Here is an 18,106-nt window from a genome sequence, read left to right as displayed (position 1 = left end):
GACTTAGCAGATCATAAGGCGCATGACAGTCTTGGATGCCCCGCCGTATCCGGTCTTTTGTCTTTTGGGAATAGCCGCTTAGACCTGCCATGACCATATATCTGCCCATAGCAGAACTGTCCGTTAATGTCTTTATTATCCTGGGCATGGGCGCTGCTGTCGGCTTTCTGTCTGGCATGTTCGGCGTCGGCGGCGGATTTCTCATCACGCCGCTGCTGATTTTCTACAACATCCCGCCGGCCGTTGCCGTTGCAACCGGCGCGAACCAGGTCGTCGCATCGTCCTTTTCGGGGGCGCTGTCGCACTTCCGGCGCGGCTCGCTGGACGTCAAGCTGGGGCTCACATTGCTGGCCGGCGGCCTCGCCGGCGTGTCGGTGGGGATCTATCTCTTCACGTTGCTGAGACAGCTCGGTCAGCTCGATCTGATCATTTCGCTGCTTTACGTCACCTTCCTCAGCGTCGTCGGCGGGCTGATGCTGGTCGAGAGCATCAATGCGCTGCGCCGGGCGGCCGCCAACAAGCCGGTCTCGCTGCGCAAACCGGGTCAGCACAACTGGGTGCACCGCCTGCCGTTCAAGATGCGCTTCAAGCGCTCCAAGATCTATCTCAGCGTCATCCCGGTGATCGTCCTCGGTTTCGGGGTCGGCGTGCTGACATCCATCATGGGCGTCGGCGGCGGCTTCATCATGGTCCCGGCGATGATTTACCTGCTGCGCATCCCGACCAATGTGGTGATCGGCACGTCGCTGTTTCAGATCATATTCGTGACCGGGTTCACGACCGTCGTTCAGGCGACGACCAACCAGTCGGTTGATGTGTTCCTCGCCGGCCTCCTGATGATCGCCGGTGTCATCGGCGCGCAGTATGGCGTGCGCGTCGGCCAGCAGCTGCGCGGCGAGCAGTTGCGGGCCCTCCTGGCGATCATCGTGCTCGGCGTCGGCGTGCGCATGGCCCGCGACCTGATCGTGACCCCCGACGAGCTTTACTCGATCGTCACCACCGGGGCGGGTTTCTGATGGGACGGCACGGATCCATGGGCCTTGCCGTGCTGGCGCTCGTGGCGCTGCTGATCGCGATACCCGCAGCGGCACAGGAAGAACGGCTTGAAATCGGCATATCCACGAACGAGATCGCCATCACGGCGGACTTCGCCGGCGCCGATCTGACGGTGTTCGGGGCGCTCGACAATGCCGACGACCTGCTGCTTCAGCTCGGCAGATACGACATCGTTGTCGCGCTCGAGGGCCCGGCGCGCGAAACAGTCGTGCGCAGGAAGGAGCGGGTGTTCGGTATCTGGATCAACCGTTATTCGATGCGTTTCGCACCGGCGCCGGCATCCTATTCGCTGTCAAGCACGCTGCCGATCGACCGCATTACCGAGGAGATCGAACTCAGCGGCAAGGCGATCGGCATCGAGCACATCCACCTGACGCCGCTCGGCAATGTCGGCGACGGCTCGCGCGTGCCCGAATTCCGTGACGCGCTGCTGCGGCTGCGCGAGGAGGACGGCATCTACCAGGACGAACCGCTCGGCGTGGAGTTCGTCAGCTCCAGCCTGTTCCGCGCCACGCTGCGCCTGCCCGCGAACATTCCGGTCGGCGAGCACCGGCTGCGCGCGTTCCTCTTCAAGAACAACGAATTCGTCATGGAGCGGCAGCTTCGGCTGCGGGTGGTCAAGACCGGCGTCGAGCAGTTCATATTCGAGCTGGCGCAGAACCACTCGTTCGTCTACGGCGTGCTCGCGGTGCTTCTCGCCATGCTGACGGGCTGGCTGGGCAGCCTGATCTTCAGGCGGGATTAGAATTCGAACTTGGTTCCCACCTGACCTGAGAACTGGTAGGAGCCGCCGGTCTCGATGAGGCCTTCGACGCCCGCCTGCAGGATCAAGCCGCCGGGCGTGGCATACTCGCCCGACAGACCGGCAAAGCCGCCAATGGCATTTCCGTCGCCACTGTCGAAGCTGACCGGCTGGCCGAGCAGGAAACCGTCAAATGAGTCGCCGCCGAAATCAGTTCGCCCCTCAATGCCGCCCTTTATGCGGGTGAGCAGCGTTGCGCCGTTCTCCAGACGCTGTGTTTTCGGCGCGGCGAGCTGAAGGCGGGCGACGCCGATATTGACCATGCCATCATCCACCGTCACCGGCGCGGAGGAGCCCGTCTCGGTATAGCCGTCGATGAACAGACCGGCGTAGCGCAGGCCGACGCTGGCCTCCAGCGGCTGGCCCATCAGTTCCACCGGTTTCGTGACGGTCAGTTCGGGGGAGATGAACCAGCCGCCGAAATCGGCCGTCGCCGTCTCGAAGCCGCCGGCCACCATGTTGTTGAGCACCCGGCGGTCCTGATCGTATTCTGAATAGCCGGCGGTAAGCGCGAGATCGATGATGAGGCCGTTCCGTGTCAGTTCCGCATAGGCGCCGGCGAAAGCTGTGGTGCTGTCGGTTGTCTGCGCATCGGCTTGTGCCTCGATACGGCCATAGGCGCCGCCGGCGAAGAAGCCGACCCTCAGATCGTCGCGCAACAGGCCGTCGGCGCCGCCGGCGCCGCCGCCCAGCCATTGGGACGTATCGAGCGTCATGTCGTCGCCATTGTCGTGCCGGTAGGCGCCGAAGCCCTGCACCCAGGCAGAACGGGCAGGCTTGTCCTGGCCCGCCGATGTGCCATAGGCACTGGTGGTAACGGTCGTGCTGCGCACGCCGGAAAGGCGGTTCTGCACGGCTCCGAATATGCCGCCCGTCAGATGGGCGAGGAATGCGTCCTGCGCGCCAAGGGTCGACGAACCGGCAACCGCGACCTGGGTTCCGCTCACCGCCTTGGCCGAGCCGTAGGCGTTGACATCATTCAGATCAAACGCCTCGGCGAATGTGTAGACCAGCGATAGGCCCTCGGTCACATTCAACGTATTGGTGCCGGTGCCCAGATCGATCAGCCCCTGGATGTTGTTGTTCGCAAGCAGCGTCAGCGCAAAATCCGTAGTGCCGGAAAAGTAGATGGATGTTCCGCCGCCGCCGATGATCGTCCCGTCATTGACGACCGAGGTGCCGTCCAGTGCGGGATCGGATAAATTGATACCGTAGGCCGTTTCGCCCATGACCGTGCCGGTAATCCAGATCCGGGTTGCCGAGCCTGCGCCGAAGTTCACCGCCTCGATCCCGTCGACGCCGCCGGACACGTTGGCCACCGAAATCATCAGGTCGGATCCAGCAGTGTTTTCGGCATAGAGACCATCGAGGTTTTGGCCCGTCACGGTGCCGGTCGTAGTGATTTTCAGCGCGCCGGTGCCCGAATTGTTGGCAATGATTCCGAAATTGCCGCCGGTGACGTCAGCCGCCGAAATTGTTAGTGCGGTGCCGGAAGACATGTTAACGGCTTGGATCCCGATACTGCCCCCCGAAACCGTTCCCGTGGCCCGGATATTCGCCGCGCCGGCGCCTCTGTTGACAGCAAAGATTCCAGTATTGCCGCCGGTAGCATCGACCGCCGAAACCGTCAGGTCGCCCAGGCTGGACGCCCCGTTATCTGCCTTAATCCCGGCGCTGGTTATGCCGAGGCCTGATACGGATCCCGTCGCCTCCACGGTCAGCCCGCCGGTCCCGGAATTGATGGCATGAATCCCGTTTAAACCGCCGGTGACGGTACCCGTCGTCGTGATGGACAGCGCGCCCGTTCCGTTGTTCCAGGCAAAGATCGCGTCCTCGCCGCCCGAAATGAAGGCGCCGTTTTCGTCGACAAAGATCAAGTCGCCGGTTCCGAGCGCGTCGATGAGCAGCGTTATCGCGTTGTCGATGCCGGCGGACGTGTCTATCCCGAAGCCGGGATCAGTGGTGACCGTCAGCGACGAGCTCGATGTGATATCGACCGGTGTGTCGCCGCCGCCTGCATCGGCGGGCCCCGAGCAGACATAAATCGTGCCGCCGACAAGGCTGCAATCGCCCGCCCGGACCGGACCGGCAACTGCAATCAGGACGAGAATTGAAACACTTGCTGTCAGGACGGCAGGCCGCAATCCGGTGTATTTGAAATTCATTAAGTAGCCGCCCAGAATATCAGTGCCGTACAATAGCGCTCAAAATGCCGATTTCCCAAGATAACTTATAGTCTAAGCCGCCTGTACAAGCGAGACTCAAGTCATGATTACCCGCGAAATTAAATCCGTTGTGTCAATGCGGATACAACGGTGGGTAGCCGGCTCAGTCCTGCGGCGTGTAGTTTTCCGTGTAGGATGCGATCAGCCGGTCGAGGGATTGACGCGAGACGCGGTTGTAGTCCTCGCTGAAACCGAGCGAGGCGACCATCTTCCAGTGGCCGTACATCACGACAACGATGAGATATCCCAGTTCCTGGCAGCCGCTCTGATGCAGCTCCGGATGGCTGATCTGGATTTCATGGGCGAGCGTCATCTGCAGAAGCGTGTACTGGTCGCGAAGCCTGTCGCGCACGGCGTCACTGGTTGAGGCGTAGGCGAACAACGCGTCGTAGACCGCATCGTCGGCCGGCTTCGGCAGGCCTTTCGCGGAGAGGAAGTTGAAGTAGAAATCGAGAAAGACCTCCAGCCTGCGGCTCTCGTCCGCCGCGATGATGCCCTTCATGAGGCAGTCCTTGTAGACCGCGGCGAGCGCGTCGCACAGCGCGACCGCCATGTCATCGACATTGCCGAAGTAGTGACGTATGAGCTGCCGGGACATTTCGCCCCGGCGAGCGATCTGATCGTAGCCGGGAAGCGAGATGCCGTCTTCGTCGATCGCTTTGTAAAGCGCGTCGACGATCTCCGGGCGACGAATGTCGGCGATTTTTCTGGCCATGGGCGCGACCTTTCTTTCCTGCGGGCAGCCGGCGGGCAATTCCGGCATGACCGAAAGTTTTCTTACGCCGTTGAAAGCGTGGCCGGGTGTTCCGAACCGCGGTACGAACGACGGCAAACGCATTGGCAAATTCATGCACGTTGCATTTGGTCCGCGAATTCAACGGCTTTGCCCACTATGCCTCAACGCGACCGACTTTTCAAAGATGAGATAAAACTTTCGCGTTGAAAATTTTATTTTCTTTTTGACTGCCTGATCGGAGTGGACAAAATAGAGTTAAGTTGCTGATCGGTATGCCGAATCCGGATCGGCAGGGGCGGTGGCCCGCGGCACCATGCGGGCAAACGGTGATTTGGCGGCATGCACCGAGGCTTTTGTCCGGCGATCTGTGATGGGGACGGTCGTGGAACAGGCGGTAACTCTCAGTCAGCACGATCTCGATAGGATCGACCGGGTGCTCGAGCGGCTTTACCGGCTGCAGGATCTCGACGATTTCATTGTTACGGCGATGCGCGAGTTGCCGTTGCTGGTCGATGCCTACAGGACCGGCTACAACGAAGTGAATTATGGCGAACGACGGATGATGAGCATCGTCGACTCTCCGGATGCCCAGAAACTGTACGACAAGAAACAGTTCCTGTTCGAATCGAGCATGATGCAGAACCCGCTGATCGAACACCACTCCAGGCACCTGGGCGGCCCGAAGAAGATATCCGATTTCCTGACGCGCGACCAATGGCGCGCGACGTCCATCTACAATGCCTTCTACAGTGACAAGGCCGTCGGCGGCGAGTTCCAGATCGCGGTCGCCCTGCCGCTCGACGAGAACATTCTCGTCGCCTTTGCCTTCAACCGGCATGAAAGCGACTTCAGCGAGCGCCACCGGGAAGTTCTGGCCAGACTGATCCCGCACCTGACCCAGGCCTATCGCAACGCCAGGGATCACACCCGGATGAAACAGCGGCTGTCGCGCAGCGAGGAGGCGCTCAACGCGCTCGGGGCCAGTTGGATCGAACTCGACGCCGACCTCGGGATTGTCCGCATCTCGGACCGCGCCGTTATCGATATGGCACGGTTCTTCGGCAAATCATCCGATGCCGACCGCCTGCCGCCGGAAGTTGAGGCCTGGATCGGAGCGAGCCTTGATGCGAGGCAGGCATCGTCACGAAGGGCGGCGCCGCTTGTAAAGCAGAAGGGGCTGCAGCGGCTGTCGCTGCGCATACTGTCCGGCGCCCGCAACGGCGGATTCAGCCTGCTGTGCGAATCGTTCATCGACTCCGTGTCTTCGGCGCCGCTGCGGGAGCTGGGGCTGACCAAGCGGCAGGCCGAAGTCCTCTACTGGCTGTGCCAGGGAAAATCGAATGCCGAGATAGCGGCCATCCTGAAGATCAGCATCAGGACCGTCCTGTTCCACATATCGCGCATATTCGCGGCCCTCGGGATCTCCAATCGCACCGAGGCGGCGCGTCTGGCCGTCACCAAACTGACCGCCAGGGGATAACGTCCGCAAGCCGGCAATGCTTCGCCGACGCCGGATTTGCCCGGCCGGAACCTCAGCGGCGCACCTGTAGAGTCCTACAGTATCGGCGGCCGCATCAGTCCCTAAAGTAAACCGGCGTAACGCACCGGGCTTCGACCGGTGCCGAGTTTGCGATTGGGGATGGAGATGGGACACAACCAATTGCTGGGGCCGGCGCGCCTCTTCGCCGGCCCGATCGTCTTGTTTGTCGTGATTTGGTCGATGTCGTTCGACAAGGCGCACGCCGCGTGCTCGAACAACACCCCCGCCGACAACACGACCGTCGAGTGCACGGCGCCGGGCACCGATGCGACCGGTGTTGCGGGCAATGACGGCATAACGGTCAATGTACGCAGCGGCGCTTTGATCCAGCCGTCGTCGGTTCTCGTCGAGGGGATCGATCTGCGCGACGGTGCGACGGTCCTCGTCGAGCAGGGCGCCGAGATCGACACCAGCGGCAATTTCGCCAACGCCATCAACATTCAGTCCGGCGCCGATATCATCATCCACGGCCAGATCAGCGGCTATCGCGGCGTCGGCTTCGGCATTTCGGGGTTTTCCGACACCACCGTGACGCTGGGAGAGACCGGCGTCGTCAACAGTTCCGCCCCGGGCGGCTTTGGTTTCGACGGCGGCGGCGGTGGCAATGTTTTCCAGATCGACGGCACGATCGACACGAGCGGCAGCAGCGCGCTTGGCATCGTGGCGGGTGCCGGCGATCGCATAACCATCGGTTCCACGGGCGTCGTCCGCACCCGCAGCGATCCCGGAGCGGCCAATGCCATTTCGGCGGATGGATTTCCGAGGGCGGAAGACATCACCGTCATCATCGACGAAGGCGGGCTGATCGAAACCTACGGCAGCAGTTCCGCCGGGGTGTCGCTTGGCGCAAATGCGGATGTGACCGTCAACGGCACGATCAGGACCGCTCAGATCATCCCGTCCAACCCCTTCAGTTCGGGCGCCTCCGGTGTTGCGGTCAACGGCAATTCCGTCGTCAATGTCGGCGCAACGGGCGTGATCATGACCAGCTTTGACGGCGGCACGGGCGGTCAGTCCGGCCACGGCATCACCACCGGCCTGTTCGGCACGATCGGCGGCAGCACCGTCAACATGAACGGGCAGGTGGAGACGTTCGGAAGCTTCGCCTACGGTATCCAGGCAAGCCAGAACGACGTCATCAATGTGGGTCAGGGCGGGCAGGTCACGACGAACGGCAGTTTCTCTCACGCCATATACCTGCCGACCTTCACCACGAGCGGAACCGACACGATCGAAATCAACGTCGACGGCACTGTCACGGCAAAGGGACTGCTGTCGCGCGGGATTTACCTTTTTCCCTTCAACCAGCCGCTGAGCGCCACCGTCACCATCGGCAGCACCGGCAGCGTGGTCTCGGAACAGGCGCTGGCCATCTCGGCGGAACCCGGCTCGTCGGTCAACCCGATATTCCCCGATGCCACGGTCCACCTGACGGTCGCTGGAAGCGTGGCCGGACCGGCGGCGGACGCACTGTCCATCGACCTCAGCGACGGCGATGACACGCTGGAGCTTCATCCGGGCTTCTCGATTACCGGCCTCGTCAGCGGCGGCACCCAGGCCGGCCAGACCGACGCGTTCGTGCTCGGCGGCTCCGGCATCGGTGCCTTCGATGTCGCACTTGTCGATGCGGCCGGAACGCCGACAATCGGCGAACAGTTCCGCGATTTCGAGACATACGCGAAACAGGGCGATTCAACCTGGACCCTGACCGGGACGAATACGGAGTTTTCGGCTTTCGCCGTCAATGACGGAACGCTCCTCAACAATGCGGACCTGTCCGGCGCCGAGATGACTGTGGACCCCGGCGCGGTCCTCGGCGGCATCGGCACGATCGGCGGGCTCGTTAACAACGGGACGGTCGCGACGGGCACCTCGATCGGGACGCTGGGTGTGGCGAACAACGCGGTCTTCAATATCGACTCTGCCCTCGACGTGGAACTGGCGAGCGACGGAACATCCGACCTTCTGGATGTCACCGGGTCGACGACCATCAATGGCGGAACGGTCAATGTCTTCCTCGTCGATGCGGAAACCGACTATTCGGACGGCCAGATCTACACGATCGTGACGTCGGATGGCGGTGTATCGGGGTCGTTCGACGGCGTAAGCGACACGTCCGCGTTTCTGGATTTCCTGCTCGACTACAATCCGAACAACGTATTCCTGATACTGACCCGTGTTGCCGACTTTTCCTCGGTTGCCCGCACGTTCAACCAGAGGCAGGTGGCACGCGTGCTTGAGGCTCCGGGATTTACCGACACCGCCGACGGGGCCGACGTCGTTCTCGCGCTTCTCGGTCTTGACGAGGCCGCCGCGCTGGCCGCCTTCGATGCGATCCAGGGCGAAATCCACGCCGACAGCCAGGTCATGACGGGCGAAGCCGCCAAACGCTTTAACGCATTGCTCCTCGGCCAGTTGGATGCCGAAGACGCTATAAACGGTTCGGCCGGCGTCGTCACCGGATTTGCCGGCGCAAGCGGTGCGCGGCAGGATACGAAGCCGGGCGATCGGCGCATCTGGGCGGGTCTCTTCGGCGCTGCGGCCGATGTCGACGGCGACGGCAATGCCGCCGCCTGGGACAGCGATCTTGCCGGCATCGCCGGCGGCTTTGAAATCAGTCCCGAATCCGTGGTGCCGGGCGCCGTCATCGGCTTCGGCGCGGGCTATTCCAGGACAAACGGCAATATCTCGGCGCGTGCGCAATCCGCCGATATCGACAGTCTTCATCTCGGCGTCTACGGCCATGCCGGAGCGTCCCGCGACAGCGCCGGCTTTTCAGCCGCGGTCGCGGCATCCGCTGCCTACCAGATGATCGACACCAGCCGCCTCGTCAGCTTTGCCGGCATGACGCGGGCGGCCGTCGCGGACTATAGCGCCTGGTCGTCGGCGATTTCGGCCGAGGTGCGACACGGTTTCGATGTCAGCAACCAAATGCCGCTCCTGTCGGGCAAGACCATTGTTTCGCCGTTGGTGGCCGTCAGCGGCTTTTACGCCCATCACAACGGATTTTCTGAAACCGGGGCAGGGGCGCTCAACCTGTCCTTGGGCGGAGAGTCGCTGAGCCAGGGTGCCCTGTCGGCGGGCATTCGCATTGACACCGAGACAAGGATCAACGGTGCGGCCGTGCGCCCGAGCCTTACCCTTGCCTACGACCGGCTTGTAGGGGAGGACACGCCGTCAGCGAGCCTGCAATTGTCGGGTTTGCCGGCCGCCTTTGCCGTGCGCGGCCCCGAAGAGGACCGCGACCGGGCCCGTATCGAATCGTCACTGGCGGTCGATTTCTCTCCGGCGGCGACCTTTTCCCTGTCGGCGGGCGGTCTGATTTCCAGCGATCGCCGGGATTTCTCGTCCAGCGCGGTTTTGCGAATCCGGTTCTAGGAGAGTCCGGGACGCAGCACCGAGTTGCGGGATCAGGCCGCCGCGCTTCCGTTGAAGATCACCTTGTGGATGAGCCAGTTCCCGTCCGCATGCTTGCGCACCAGAATCATCTGGTCGTTGGCGGCCTGCGGCTGCTCCGGCGCTGCACCGTCGACTTCGATGCGGATCGTATTGGTCACCACGGCGAGATCCCCAAACCCGTCGAAGGTCCAGTCGGAAAAAGCAAACGAGTTGATCTTTCCGAGACTGGCGGACGCAAATGAAACGAGTTCTGCCCGCCCAACGATGCGCTTGTGATCCGGCGGCATCAGAACGGCGTCTTCGTCCCAGTAACTCCGCCATTGAGACCAGTCCTGGTTTACCAGCGCCGTGGTCCAGTCACTCATCATGGTTTTGATGGCATCGATATCGGTGTCAGACAATGCAGTGGTGCTCATAGTGGGTCTCCCGGACATTAGGTGCCACTTGTCGCTGCAGGCAGACGCGATGATGGTACAAGGACCTGGAATTTACAACCGCAACGCGTCATCGCACGCGCTCATCGGCAACAAGCGGCCCGCATGGCAGGGAATGACAATATTTCTCGACTTGGACGAACTTTGGTTCGATGCGGGTTCTTTGTCGCCTCTCACCCGATCAGACGGTCGAACGGCACCGAATAGATCCGTTCGCGGCCGAGGAGGTGGGCCGTCAGAAGGCTTTGGTGGAACAGCCCCTGGAAAGCCGCATTGCGCAGGTTGAGCCCGCCCGTCGTCACGCCGAATGACGGCATGATGAGGCGCAGTCCGTCGGTCGCGAAACAGGGACGCCGCACGCCCCTGCCGCGCCGCACGACCCGCGCCGCCGGGTGCAGGTGACCGGCAACCTCGCCGGCTGTGTCGGCGGTCCCCCCCAACGGCTCATGCCGGAAGCACAGACCGTCGAATTGCAGCGCGCCGACACAATCGCCGGGAAGGCCGGCCGGATGATCGGGATCGTGGTTTCCCGCGATCCAGAACCAGTCGCGGCCGCGCATCATGGCCATGATCTGCGCCTGGCTTGCCTCGGGCAGCGCCCCGGCGCCGTGGCGGTCGTGAAAACTGTCGCCGAGGCTGATGACACGGGACGGCCCGTAGCGGTCGAGCGCCGCCTGAAGCAGCTTCAGTGTCAGACCCGTATCGTAGGGCGGCAGCAGCATGCCGCGCCGCGCATGGGCCGCGCCGGTCTCAAGATGCAGGTCTGAAACGACCAATGTCCGGCTACCCGGGAGGTAAAGCGCGCCGATCGGATCGCAAATCGCCGCCGTTCCGTTGATGTCGATGTCTGCGGTGCGGATCATGTCGTCGGCGACCAATGCCTGCGCGGCGTTTGCCCTGTTCATCCCTCGCAATGCCCTCGTTTGTCTCAGCTCATCGCCTCGGCAATGATCTCGTCCGCCGCTTCGGCCAGAATATCATCTTGCGCTTCCCCGGACACGGGTTCCTTGCCGATTTCCAGCATAACGGGCACGGCAAGCGGTGAAATCTGGTCCAGCCGGTTCAAGATGATTCGGCCCTTGATTCGTGACAGCATATCCGCAAGCCGGCGAATATCCAGCAGGCCGGCTGCTGCATCGGTGCGCGTCGCCTGCAAAAGGATGTGATCCGGCTCGTGGCTGCGCAGCACGTCGTAGATGAGGTCTGCGGAAACGGTGATTTGACGGCCCGTTTTCTCCTGGCCCGGAAACCGCCGCTCGATCAGGCCGGAGATCATCGCGCAGTTTCGGAAGGTGCGTTTCAGCATCCACGATTCGGCGAGCCATGCTTCGAGATCGTCGCCGAGCATGTCCTCGTCGAAAAGGCCGGCGAGCGACAACTCGCCGCGCTCGATCATCAGGCCCATGTCGCGTAGGCCCCAAACGGACATCGCGTAGTCCGTGGCGACAAAGCCGAGCGGCCGCGCCCGGGCCCGTTCCAGCCGCCGGGTCAGAAGCATGCCGAGGGTCTGGTGCGCCAGCCGTCCCTCGAACGGGTACATCATCATGTAGAACCGGTCGGCGTTCGGGAACGTTTCGATCAACAGCTCGCCGTGCTTCGGCAGCAGCGACTTGCGCTGCTGGATTTCAAGCCATTCGCGAACCTGGTCCGGCAGGGTGCTCCAGGAGACGGGATCCGCCAGCATCGAGCGAACCTGGTCGGCGAGATAGGTGGACAGCGGAAACTTGCCGCCGGCATAGGCCGGGATCTTGGGGCTGCCGGTGCCGCCCTTCGAGACGATACACTCGTTTTCCTTGATCCCCTCGAAGCGCAGCACCTTGCCGGCAAACAGGAACGTGTCTCCCGGTGACAGCATCTCGACGAAGGATTCCTCGATCTTGCCGAGCACCGGCCCGCCGCGCACGTTGACGCCGCGGCCGCTGTGCCGTGTCAGCCGGATCCGCAACTCCGGGGCCTCGATGATCGTGCCGATATTGAGCCGGTACTGCTGGGCGACGCGCGGGTGGCTGACGCGCCAGGTGCCGTCTTTCGTCAGCCGGATACGGGCGTAGCGGTCGTAGGTCTTCAGCGCGTATCCGCCGGTCGCGACAAAGTCGAGCACGCGATCGAACTGCGCGCGTTCGAGTGACCGGTACGGCGCGGCGGTCGTGACCTCCGCGTAAAGTGTATCGGCGTCGAACGGTTCGGCGCAGGCCATGCCGAGCACGTGCTGGGCCAGGACGTCATAGGTGCCGTCACCGACCGGCGGCGTGTCCTGGGCACCGAGATAATTGGCGTCGAGCGCCGCCTGGCACTCCATCACCTCGAAACGGTTTGCCGGCACCAGGATGGCTCGGCTCGGCTCGTCCATGCGGTGGTTCGAGCGCCCGATGCGCTGGGCAAGGCGGCTGGCGCCCTTCGGCGCGCCGACATGGACGACGAGGTCGACATCGCCCCAGTCGATGCCGAGATCGAGCGTCGACGTGGCCACGACGGCGCGCAGCTTGTTGCCGGCCATCGCCGCTTCGACCCGGCGCCTCTGGCTGGCATCGAGCGAGCCGTGGTGCAGCGCGATCGGCAGGTCGTCCTCGTTGATGCGCCACAGCTCCCTGAACAGCAGCTCGGCCTGGCTGCGGGTGTTGACGAAAAGCAAGCTCGTCTTGTGCTCGCGGATCGCCTGATAGACGTCCGCCATGGCATAGCGCGCCGAATGGCCGGACCAGGGGACGCGCTCTTCCGTGCGCAGGATGGTGATCTCGGGCTTTGCGCCGCCCGCGATCACGATGCGCTCGGCAAGCACCGGCGCGTCCGCCCCGGTCTGCGGCATGAGCCACGCCTGCAGCGCCTCCGGTTCGGCGACGGTCGCCGACAGGCCGATGGTCCTGAGCTCCGGTCTGTGGCGCCGCAGCCGGGCAAGGCCGAGGGACAGCAGGTGCCCGCGCTTGGACGTCACCAGTGAATGAAGCTCGTCGAAGACGACGTATTTCAGGTCGCCGAAAAGAAGCTCCGCCTCCCGGCTTGCGATCAGCAGGGCGATCTGCTCCGGTGTCGTCAGGAGGATATCCGGCGGATCGCGTTTCTGGCGTTGCCGCTTGGACGGGGGCGTGTCGCCGGTCCGCGTCTCGATGCGCACGGGAAGCGCCATTTCCGCCACCGGATTGGCGAGGTTGCGTTCGATATCGATCGCCAGCGCCTTCAGCGGCGAGACATAGAGCGTATGGATGCCGCGCCGCGCCGACGCGCGCGCCGCGCCCGGACGCCGCTTTTTCTCCTTCAGCGTGATGTCGATCAGCGACGGCAGGAAACCGGCCAGTGTCTTGCCGGCGCCCGTTGGTGCTATCAGCAGCGACGAACGTTCCGCCTGCGCGTTTTTGAGCAGCAAGAGCTGATGCGCCCGCGGTTGCCATCCGCGCGCAGAAAACCAGTCTGAGAACGGCTCGGGCAGGGGCGGCCCGCCATTGTCCGGCTTTATGTCAGAATCAGATTCCACGGGGTGAAGTTAAACCATGTCTCGCCCGCGCCAAATGGCGCATGCGCCCGCCGCCAAATGATATTGAAGCGGCTGCCGATTGCGACTACCTATGACACATCGAAACGGAGTGGTGGCGCATGTCGGAAAGGCTGACGCGGTTTCTCGGGGACACCCCCGGCCGGACGCTGGTCAAGCTGCTGGTGATCTCGTTCATCGTCGGCGCGGTGATGAGTGCCTTCAACTGGTACCCGATCGACGTGGTTTACGCCGTGCGCGATTTCCTTGTGAACGTCTGGGAGCTCGGTTTTGCCGCGCTCGGCCGTTTCGGCGATTATCTCCTGCTTGGCGCGGTTGTGGTCGTGCCGGTCTTTCTGGTATTGCGGATATTGAGCTTCCGGCGCTAGCGCGCCAATAAACCATCCTTGTATGCCGCCGGCTGCAATTCCGCAGCCCTGCGTGGCCAGCAAAATCTGGTTAATGCCATGGATCGGACCCCGACAACGCAAGGGGCCGGGCCGCAGGAGCGGCCCTTTCACGTGAGCAACCGGCTGGTTCTGTCCATCGCCGCGCCGATGACGCTTGCCTATCTGACGACACCGTTGCTGGGCCTGGTCGACACCGCCGTCGTCGGCCGCTTGGGCGATGCGGCACTCCTCGGCGGCCTTGCCGTCGGCGCGGTGATATTCGACCTCGTCTTCACCACCTTCAATTTCCTGCGCGCCTCCACCACCGGCTTGGTTGCCCAGGCTTTCGGTCGGGCAGATCCGCGCGAGGAGCAGGCGGTTTTCTGGCGTTCCCTGACGATCGGCCTTGCCTGCGGATTGGCACTGCTGCTGATCTCGCCACTGATCGTATGGGTTGGCGTTTGGGCGATTGCGCCCGGCGAGGCCGTGCGCCGCGCGACCGAGACCTACGTGACGATCAGAATGGTGTCCGCCCCGGCCAGCCTCGCCAATTATGCGATCCTCGGCTATGTGCTCGGCCGCGGCGAGGCCTTTGCCGGACTGGCGCTCCAGACGCTGATCAACGGCATCAACATCGTGCTGTCCATCTGGCTGGGGCTTGGCCTTGGCTGGGGTATTGCCGGCGTTGCCTGGGCGACCGTGACCGGCGAGGCCATCGGGGCGGTGGTCGGCTTTGCCTACGTCTATGCACGCTTCGATCGTGCCGCGCGGCCGGATTGGCAGCATGTGCTCGACAAAACGGCGATCAAAAGGCTGATGTCGCTCAACCGGGACATCATGATCCGCTCCTTCGCGCTGCTTGCCGCCTTCGCGCTCTTCGTGCGCCAGGGCGCGCAATTCGGCCCGGTAACGCTCGCCGCCAATGCCGTGCTGATGAATTTCTTCATGGTCGCCGGTTACTATCTCGACGGGATCGCGACGGCCGCGGAACAGCTCGCCGGGCGGGCGATCGGCGCGAACTACCGCCCGGCCTTCGACCGTGCCGTCCGTCTCGCGCTCATCTGGGGATTTTGCCTTGCCGCGGCGACAACCCTGTTCTTCCTCGTCTTTGGAACGGCGGTCGTCGATTTTCTCACGACATCCCAGGACGTGCGTGCGGAGGCCAGCCGGTTCCTGCACTGGGCGGCCCTGACAGCCGTCGTCGGCGTGCTGGCGTTCGAGATGGATGGCGTCTTCATCGGCGCGACCTGGTCAAAGGACATGCGCAACATGATGCTGCTGTCGCTCGCGCTCTTCGTCGTCCTGATCTGGGTTCTGGTCCCGGCAATCGGCAATCACGGGCTCTGGCTGGCACTGCTGGCGTTTCTGGGTGCACGCGGGCTCTCGCTCTATGCGATGCTCGGCAACCGCGCGGACGGCGCATTCAAACCACCCGTGGCAGCCGGACACACCCGGTGAACGTGGCGTGCGGACCGGAGTGTCCCGGAAATCGGGCTGGCCGGGCGCCGCCGCCAGTGCGGCGCGGTTGGGCCTGTGAAATCAGCTCTGGCCGCTAACCCACTCATACCAAAAAGAGATTGCAAACCGGCGGTGGCGGCGCAGTTATACACCTGTTGACAAATCTTCTCAAATACTGTGAAAAATTGATTGCCGATCAGGATTTTTGCGGGTTCTGGTCATATAAAAGGCGCGATAGAGGCAAATATTCCAGTGCGCGGGGCCGGTGCGTTTGGGTCCCTTTCGGGTGCGTAACTCGATCCGCATGGTCGCCGATTTTATTGCAGCGGGAACAGATCGATGGAAAAAAGCGTCTCGGTCGTACGACAGGTGGTTGCCGACATTTTGCTGATGCCGGCGGAGCGTATCGACTGCCATTGCGCCCTTTCTCAGCTCCCGGAATGGGACAGTATCGTGCAACTGACTCTGCTCATGGTGATCGAGGAGAGGACCGGATATCGCCTCGATATCGAGCAGGTTTCGAGCACGAACACCGTCGCGGACGTGGCCAGAATGCTCGGTGACGGCATGAACACGGTCCACTGACCCGCACGGCCTTTCGACCGGGCCCGTTATCGCGGGATCGGCCTTTCAGACCATTCTTCAAGGCGACTGTCACGCAGATCGGAAATCGAGGCGGCCCCTTCGCGCCGGATAGTCCGGGAAAGACCGGACAGGATTTTCGCAACGATACCCGGACCCTCGTAGACAAAGCCCGTGTAAAGCTGGACCAGATCCGCGCCGGCGCGGATTTTCTCAAGCGCCGTTTCCGCCGAGTCGACGCCGCCAAGTCCGATCAGCGTGATGTCCGGACCGACCAGCCTGCGCAGCTTCGAAAGAACGATGGTCGACCGCTCGAAGAGCGGGCGCCCCGAAAGCCCGCCGGCCTCGCCGAGATGCCTGTCGGCGCCGAGACCTTCCCGCGACAATGTCGTGTTGGATACGATCAGACCGTCGGCCGAGTGTTCACCCGCCACGTCGGCAATGTTTTCGAGGTCTTCCTCCGTCAGGTCGGGCGCTATTTTGATAAAGACCGGCTTGCCCGCCTTGCCCGCGGCCTGGCAGGCCGTCCGGGCCTCGTGCACGGCGTTGACCAGTCGTGTCAGCGTCTCGCGCGCCTGCAGGTCCCGCAATCCCGGGGTGTTGGGCGACGAGACGTTGACCGTGAAATAGTCCGCCACGTCGTAGAAGACCGAAATGCCGGTGGCGTAGTCGCCGATGCGGTCGTCCGAGTCCTTGTTTGCGCCGACATTGACCCCGATCGGCCCCGGTCGCTGACCTGTGATGGCGCGCAGCCTGCGAAGCACGGTCGCGTGCCCCTCATTGTTGAAACCGAGCCGATTGATGACCGCACGGTCGGCCGGCAGCCGGAAGATCCGCGGCCGCGGATTTCCCTGCTGCGGCCGCGGTGTCACCGACCCGATTTCCGTGAACCCGAAACCCAGGCGCAACACCTCCATTGGCACCTCGGCATTCTTGTCGAATCCGGCGCCTATGCCGATCGGGTTTTTGAAGTGCAGGCCGGCGGCCTTCACCGCGAGGCGCGGATTCGGCTCAGTCGCATACCCGGGCAGTACGCCCGATTTGAGCGCCTTGATGGAGAGCCTGTGGGCGGTTTCGGGATCGAGCGCGAAGAGTGCGTTCCGCGCCAGCGCGTAAAGCGGGTTCATCGCCGCTCCAGCGCGGGCAGCACATGCCTGCCGTCGCCGCCCAGCGGCATCGGCAGCGCCCATTGCACCAGCCCGACCGGCAACGGTCCGTAAAGATGCGGAAACAGGTCGCCGCCGCGGGAGGGCTCGAACTTCAAGGCCTCGCCAAGGTCGGCGCCGTCGACCGCGACCAGGAGGAGGTCATCCTGCCCCGCAAAGTGCAGCGCGGCGGTCTCCGCCACCTGGGCGGCCGTCGAAAAGTGGATATATCCGTCCTGGATATCGATCGCGGCGCCGTCGAAGCGGTCGGCTTCCAGGGCCTGTCGCCAGAGTGCGCGCGGCACGATCTTGTATATGAGTCCCGTCATGATCCTCAGTCCCGCGCATCGTAATTTCGGCACGATCATCAGCTAACTACACCGTCGGATCGAATAAATCACCGGGGGCAGGCGGAAATGAACCAGATTTTTGGACCGAGGCCGGTGTATCCGGCGTGCCTGGCCTTGCTGCTCGTCTGCGCGCCGGTATCCGCGCAGGAGAACCGGTTCGTGATCGAACCCTCGGGAGACGGCTTCGTGCGGCTTGATTCCTATACCGGGGAGATTTCCGTTTGCTCCGAGGCAGAAGGCCAGATCGTGTGCCGCATGGCGGCCGACGAAAGACGGGCGCTTGAGGAGGAGATCGACCTCCTTGAGGAGCGCATTGCGGCCCTTGAACGAAGCCTGGAGGAACGGCCCGGCGGGCGGGAAAACAGGTTTCCCACCGACGAGGAGATCGATCGCACGTTCGGCGTCATGGAAAACCTCATGCGGCGGTTTCTGGGTGTTATCGAGGATATCGAGAAAGACAATGACGGCCGCCGGCCTGGTACGTTGCCTCCGGACCGGACCTGAGGCCCGTTAACCTTGGTTGC

15 protein-coding genes are annotated in these 18,106 nt (G+C 63.1%); 8 read left to right on the top strand and 7 right to left on the bottom strand.

Annotation, left to right across the window (positions count from 1 at the left end; translation table 11 throughout):
• The first annotated feature begins 89 nt into the window (after positions 1–89).
• Positions 90–1,016, top strand: coding sequence for a sulfite exporter TauE/SafE family protein (locus tag E4M07_RS18475; RefSeq protein WP_136659859.1), 927 nt, complete (start codon positions 90–92; stop codon positions 1,014–1,016).
• A gap of 17 nt (positions 1,017–1,033) precedes the next feature.
• Positions 1,034–1,801 (top strand): TIGR02186 family protein, encoded by a 768-nt coding sequence (locus tag E4M07_RS18470; protein ID WP_136660005.1) that lies wholly within the window; start codon positions 1,034–1,036, stop codon positions 1,799–1,801.
• Here the strand turns inward: E4M07_RS18470 and E4M07_RS18465 are convergent.
• A complete protein-coding gene (locus tag E4M07_RS18465) occupies positions 1,798–4,023 on the bottom strand; it encodes an autotransporter outer membrane beta-barrel domain-containing protein (RefSeq protein ID WP_136659858.1) in 2,226 nt (741 codons plus the stop codon). The two genes, E4M07_RS18470 and E4M07_RS18465, sit on opposite strands and share 4 nt — an antisense overlap.
• Positions 4,024–4,186: 163 nt before the next feature.
• Positions 4,187–4,798, bottom strand: a complete 612-nt coding sequence (locus E4M07_RS18460) for a TetR/AcrR family transcriptional regulator (RefSeq protein ID WP_136659857.1) — start codon at positions 4,796–4,798, stop codon at positions 4,187–4,189.
• A 403-nt stretch (positions 4,799–5,201) separates the two neighbouring features.
• Between E4M07_RS18460 and E4M07_RS18455 the strand changes: the two genes are divergently transcribed.
• Together E4M07_RS18455 and E4M07_RS18450 are read left to right on the top strand one after the other, a co-directional pair.
• Positions 5,202–6,299: a helix-turn-helix transcriptional regulator gene (locus E4M07_RS18455; RefSeq protein ID WP_206057309.1), complete on the top strand. Its 1,098-nt coding sequence runs from the start codon at positions 5,202–5,204 to the stop codon at positions 6,297–6,299.
• A gap of 165 nt (positions 6,300–6,464) precedes the next feature.
• Complete coding sequence (locus E4M07_RS18450) at positions 6,465–9,737, top strand: autotransporter domain-containing protein (protein WP_169054280.1); 3,273 nt, start codon at positions 6,465–6,467, stop codon at positions 9,735–9,737.
• 32 nt (positions 9,738–9,769) lie between these two features.
• On the opposite strand, the gene E4M07_RS18445 is transcribed toward E4M07_RS18450, so the two are convergent.
• The 3 genes from E4M07_RS18445 to E4M07_RS18435 all read right to left on the bottom strand — a co-directional run bounded on the left by E4M07_RS18445 (position 9,770) and on the right by E4M07_RS18435 (position 13,661).
• Positions 9,770–10,174: a DUF4440 domain-containing protein gene (locus E4M07_RS18445; RefSeq protein WP_169054279.1), complete on the bottom strand. Its 405-nt coding sequence runs from the start codon at positions 10,172–10,174 to the stop codon at positions 9,770–9,772.
• Positions 10,175–10,365: 191 nt separating this feature from the next.
• Positions 10,366–11,055: a ligase-associated DNA damage response endonuclease PdeM gene (gene pdeM, locus E4M07_RS18440; protein WP_246660515.1), complete on the bottom strand. Its 690-nt coding sequence runs from the start codon at positions 11,053–11,055 to the stop codon at positions 10,366–10,368.
• A 65-nt stretch (positions 11,056–11,120) separates the two neighbouring features.
• Positions 11,121–13,661 (bottom strand): ligase-associated DNA damage response DEXH box helicase, encoded by a 2,541-nt coding sequence (locus tag E4M07_RS18435; RefSeq protein WP_136659852.1) that lies wholly within the window; start codon positions 13,659–13,661, stop codon positions 11,121–11,123.
• A 119-nt stretch (positions 13,662–13,780) separates the two neighbouring features.
• Between E4M07_RS18435 and E4M07_RS18430 the strand changes: the two genes are divergently transcribed.
• From E4M07_RS18430 to E4M07_RS18420, 3 genes are all read left to right on the top strand, one after another.
• Positions 13,781–14,047 (top strand): DUF6460 domain-containing protein, encoded by a 267-nt coding sequence (locus E4M07_RS18430; protein WP_136659851.1) that lies wholly within the window; start codon positions 13,781–13,783, stop codon positions 14,045–14,047.
• Positions 14,048–14,125: 78 nt separating this feature from the next.
• Complete coding sequence (locus E4M07_RS18425; protein WP_136659850.1) at positions 14,126–15,505, top strand: MATE family efflux transporter; 1,380 nt, start codon at positions 14,126–14,128, stop codon at positions 15,503–15,505.
• 339 nt (positions 15,506–15,844) lie between these two features.
• Positions 15,845–16,090: an acyl carrier protein gene (locus E4M07_RS18420; RefSeq protein ID WP_136659849.1), complete on the top strand. Its 246-nt coding sequence runs from the start codon at positions 15,845–15,847 to the stop codon at positions 16,088–16,090.
• 26 nt (positions 16,091–16,116) lie between these two features.
• Here E4M07_RS18420 and E4M07_RS18415 read toward each other — a convergent pair whose 3' ends face one another.
• Positions 16,117–17,214, bottom strand: coding sequence for a quinone-dependent dihydroorotate dehydrogenase (locus E4M07_RS18415; RefSeq protein ID WP_136659848.1), 1,098 nt, complete (start codon positions 17,212–17,214; stop codon positions 16,117–16,119).
• Complete coding sequence (locus E4M07_RS18410; protein ID WP_136659847.1) at positions 17,211–17,561, bottom strand: DUF952 domain-containing protein; 351 nt, start codon at positions 17,559–17,561, stop codon at positions 17,211–17,213. The genes E4M07_RS18415 and E4M07_RS18410 overlap by 4 nt, the downstream gene beginning before the upstream one ends.
• Positions 17,562–17,648: 87 nt before the next feature.
• Here E4M07_RS18410 and E4M07_RS18405 point away from each other — a divergent pair, with 87 nt between their 5' ends.
• Complete coding sequence (locus tag E4M07_RS18405) at positions 17,649–18,086, top strand: hypothetical protein (protein WP_136659846.1); 438 nt, start codon at positions 17,649–17,651, stop codon at positions 18,084–18,086.
• The last annotated feature ends 20 nt before the right edge of the window (positions 18,087–18,106 follow it).

Origin of the sequence: Nitratireductor sp. XY-223, assembly GCF_004959855.1 — a bacterium.
Lineage (GTDB): Bacteria > Pseudomonadota > Alphaproteobacteria > Rhizobiales > Rhizobiaceae > Hoeflea_A.
This window is presented reverse-complemented; position numbering and strand designations above follow the sequence as displayed.